This window comes from Pseudorhodobacter sp., assembly GCF_030452865.1.
Lineage (GTDB): Bacteria > Pseudomonadota > Alphaproteobacteria > Rhodobacterales > Rhodobacteraceae > Pseudorhodobacter.
Genome location: NZ_JAKDLJ010000519.1, coordinates 1 through 2,101 on the forward strand (window position 1 = coordinate 1; position 2,101 = coordinate 2,101).

Sequence of the window (2,101 nt, forward strand, 5' to 3'; positions counted from 1 at the left end):
TCAATGGTCGCGTCACGCGCATCGCGCATCGCAATGAACTCCTCCTTCGATTTGCCCGCTCCGATATGCACGTTGAGCGCCTTTTGCGCCCCCACCGTCGTTTCCCACGCGAAATCCTCACGTCCCGGTGCCTTGTAATCGTGGCAGACGAAAATGCGGGTGGCATCAGGCAGGGCAAGAATTTTCTGTACAGAATCGAACATTATTGCCGAGGACCCCCCCGGAAAATCGCAGCGCGCCGTACCAAAATCAGGCATGAACAGGGTGTCACCGACAAAGGCGGCATCGCCCAGAACATAGGTCAGGCAAGCAGGGGTGTGGCCGGGGGTGTGCATCACATCCGCACGCATCTGGCCGATCATCACGCTGTCGCCATCTTCGAACAACCGATCAAATTGCGATCCGTCGCGCTGAAACCGGGTGCCTTCGTTGAAGACCTTGCCGAAGGTGTCCTGAACCTCCGTGATCCGTTGACCGATCCCGATCTTGCCGCCCAGACGTTCCTGTATATAGGGTGCTGCGGACAGGTGATCGGCATGGACATGGGTTTCCAGAATCCAGTGCAGGTTCAACCCTTCCGCTGTCACGAATGCAATCACTGCATCGGCGGAACGTGTGTCGGTGCGCCCAGAGGCATAGTCGAAATCCAGTACGGAATCGATGATGGCACAGGCCCGTCCTTCCGGCTCCCGCACGACATAGGTGATGGTGTTGGTGGACTCGTCAAAAAAGGCTTTTACGACCGGCTGCATCTTGCCCCCCCCCTCTGATCACTTGCTGCGACATGATATAACATGGATCGGACACATTGGAAGAATTGAATGTGTGGATTTCCGCCGAGTTGATCTAACGCAAGGTCAATCGCGCTTTAAGTGTGTTATACTCAGTCCATGAAATCAGATTGGGGGATCACATGAAACATTTCAGAAAAGACACCGAGCTTATCGAATCGACCGAAGCGCCGATCAAGATGAAGCGTAGTGCTGCTGCAATGCCATTCGCCGCTGCACCCTATTTCACCAGTATCCCACTCGGACCGCCTGCTTTTGGCACCGCCCTGCCGACCGATGATGAAGTCGAGGCGATGTTTGACAATATGCCGGTCTGATCGGCTGTGAAATTTGATCCTTTGCGTCGGGCGAACTGTCGCCCGCGCGTCCTGAGAAACCTGCTCTCGCAAGCAATCCGTCACCTTCGCGCTGTTTTTGGGCACGAATCTGGCCGTTGGGATTGCAATTTTCGCCGCCTGGCTTGTTAATATGCCAAATGCGCGGGCGCAGGAACCGCGCCAAGCAGGCGGCAATATGCAAGAGAACGACCCCTCCCCGGTGACGACGGAAACGCGCGGCGCGGTTTTGTTGGTGTGGATCGACAATCCGCCGGTAAATGCGCTTGGGCATGCGCTGCGCGCGGCTTTGGCAGGTGCCATCGAAGCGGCCAGCCTTAATCCTGGGGTCCGCGCTGTGGCGCTGCTTGCGAAAGGGCGCACCTTTCCCGCCGGTGCGGATATTTCCGAATTCGGCAAGCCGCCGCAACCACCCCTGCTGCCCGACCTGTGCAAACTGGTGGAGTCCTGTCCGAAGCCGGTCGTCGCGGGTCTGCACGGCACCGCCTTGGGCGGCGGGTTGGAACTCGCCTTGTCGGCACATGCCCGGATTGCGCTTTCCGATGCGCGCGTTGGCCTGCCGGAGGTCGGTTTGGGGATACTGCCCGGCGCGGGCGGCACACAGCGCCTGCCACGGTTGATCGGTGCCCCGGCCGCGCTGCGCATGATGATTACCGGCAAACCGATTTCGGCGGAGGAGGCGCTGTCGCTCGGCCTCCTTGACCGCGTGGTCGAACGTGATCTGGCCGATGCCACCGTGACACTTGCGCTGCATATGGCGGCGAACCCTCCGGTCCCGACGCGCGACCGGCGCGAGGGGATGGCGGATGCCAAGGCATATTTCTCCGCAATCGCAACGGCACGCGCGGCACAGGTCGGCACCGCCCTGCCCGGCCCGGCCCGGATCATTGATTGCGTTGAGGCTGCGATGCTGCTGCCTTTCGACCAGGGCCTCGCCTTTGAACGCGCTGCCTTCGCGGAACTTGTCGTCACACC

3 protein-coding genes are annotated in these 2,101 nt (G+C 59.9%); 2 read left to right on the top strand and 1 reads right to left on the bottom strand.

Features of this window, described 5'->3' with window-relative positions; all coding sequences use genetic code 11:
* Nucleotides 1–752: MBL fold metallo-hydrolase (locus L0H65_RS18895; RefSeq protein WP_301460742.1), on the bottom strand; the 752-nt coding region annotated here is incomplete at its 3' end.
* A 161-nt stretch (nt 753–913) separates the two neighbouring features.
* Between L0H65_RS18895 and L0H65_RS18900 the strand changes: the two genes are divergently transcribed.
* Both L0H65_RS18900 and L0H65_RS18905 read left to right on the top strand, forming a co-directional pair.
* Nucleotides 914–1,108 (top strand): hypothetical protein, encoded by a 195-nt coding sequence (locus L0H65_RS18900; protein WP_301460743.1) that lies wholly within the window; start codon nt 914–916, stop codon nt 1,106–1,108.
* Nucleotides 1,109–1,304: 196 nt separating this feature from the next.
* Nucleotides 1,305–2,101 (top strand): enoyl-CoA hydratase/isomerase family protein (locus tag L0H65_RS18905; protein WP_301460744.1); only part of this gene is annotated, 797 nt, incomplete at its 3' end.

What these genes read in the sequence shown, in the direction of transcription:
- L0H65_RS18900 (WP_301460743.1), top strand. Translation starts at nt 914, where the DNA reads ATGAAACATTTCAGAAAAGACACCGAGCTTATCGAATCGACCGAAGCG.